The organism is Streptococcus danieliae (assembly GCF_013415245.1).
GTDB classification, from domain to species: Bacteria; Bacillota; Bacilli; order Lactobacillales; family Streptococcaceae; genus Streptococcus; species Streptococcus danieliae_A.
In genome coordinates this window covers 1-1,625 of the sequence record NZ_JACBXX010000242.1, presented here as the reverse complement: position 1 = coordinate 1,625, position 1,625 = coordinate 1, and the positions used below count along the sequence as shown (strand labels likewise).

The 1,625-nt window shown below is 42.3% G+C and carries 2 protein-coding genes; one reads left to right on the top strand and one right to left on the bottom strand.

All coding sequences use genetic code 11. The annotated features are described in order from the left end of the window. The first annotated feature begins 291 nt into the window (after positions 1-291). Entirely contained in the window at positions 292-648 is a 357-nt protein-coding gene (locus HZY94_RS09920) for a DUF3397 family protein (RefSeq protein ID WP_179925984.1), read from the top strand. A gap of 56 nt (positions 649-704) precedes the next feature. Here the strand turns inward: HZY94_RS09920 and HZY94_RS09915 are convergent. Then, positions 705-1,625 (bottom strand): reverse transcriptase domain-containing protein (locus HZY94_RS09915; RefSeq protein ID WP_179925983.1); only part of this gene is annotated, 921 nt, incomplete at its 5' end.

Below are 1,625 nucleotides of genomic sequence, written 5' to 3'. Positions count from 1 at the left end.
TATGGCCATACTCTATTATACCATACACAACCATATACAACAAGAAAAATAGTTGGATTTTACAAAAAAACTCAGCTCTATCAAGGGTTTGAGCTAAGTTTTCATAAATCTAGGTGATAAAGTCGGGGGTAAGATAAGTTTTTTACCTCCCACAAGTATGCGAATCGCATACCTTCTTAGTATACAGCTTTTTGGAAAAAAAGCAAGCGAAAAGTTCAGTTCTTTTTTAATTTTTTGCCCAAAAAAGACTTTCCGTGTTAAAATGGAGGAAATGACCTGAGGAGACCGACTATGCTTTTTTTACAAATACTTGCTTTAGCCCTCTTGGCCGGGATCCCCATCATCAGTCTATTTCTAACCCGTCTACTCCCAATTCACATGATCGGATTACGGGCTATGGACTTAATGGGGCCCCTGTTTGCTGTTGCCTTTTACTGGGTCTCCAGCCAGGCCTTTTACCATAATTTTTTACCCGAACTGGGCCTCGCCTTGGGAGTCCTTGGATTACTGCTCATCTGTTACTTCCTCATCCGCTACCGCGCCTTCTATTACCCGAAATTCTTCAAATATTACTGGCGCCTGTCCTTCCTCCTGATGGTCTTTATGTACCTGGCTATGACCATCTCGCTCTTTTTCCAAATCGAGTAGAGGCTAATTTCTAGTCCCTCTCACACCACCGTGCGTGCCGTTCGGCACACGGCGGTTCAATTAACTTTTAACGCATGTCGTTTAAGATAGAAATCTAGACAAGAAACCAGTCCTCTTTTAGTGAGGGCTGGTTTTGATATAGCTCGCTTTAAGACTGACTTCTGTACCACTAGTTGATAGTGGTTACCCCAGCCAGATACTTTATCGGCTATCCATTTCGGAACACCTAGTTTCAGAAGTCCCCATAGTCGTCTCGATTTTTTCTTCCATTGCTTCCAGATAATTACTCGGATACGAGTTCGTAAACGCTCATCTATTTGCGTCAGTATCGTTTTCATATTACCAAGTGAGAAGTAATTTACCCAACCGCGGATAACCCAATTTAATCGTTCAATCCGTGTCGTTAGGTCAATGCTCCACTTCCTCGTCGTTAGTCGCTTCAGCTTGCGCTTAAAACTCTGTACACTATCTTTATGGGGACGGCATTTCCAGCCTTTCGGAGATTTCCAAAAGCCAAAGCCTAAATACTTGAGTTTTGTAGGTCTCACAATCTTTGTCTTGGTCATATTGACCTTCAATCCTAATCGCTTCTCGATAAATCGGCTAATGGAGTGCATAACTCTTTTGGCGGATGCTTCACTACCAACTGTGATGACGCAGTCATCTGCGTAGCGAACAAAACGAAGACCTCGTTTTTCCAACTCCTTATCTAGTTCATTGAGCATGATATTAGACAAGAGAGGTGACAAATTTCCGCCTTGTGGTGTCCCGACCAATGTTTTATAACGTTGACCCTTAATCACGACACCTGAATGGTGATATTTCCGAATCAGTGATTCCGTATCCCCATCTTGGATAATGTTGTGTACTAAGGACATCAGCCTATCTTGTGGAACTGTATCGAAGAACTTTTCCAAGTCAATATCCACTATCCATTCGTAGCCATCGTTAAGATACTCAAGAAGTTGAATAATAGC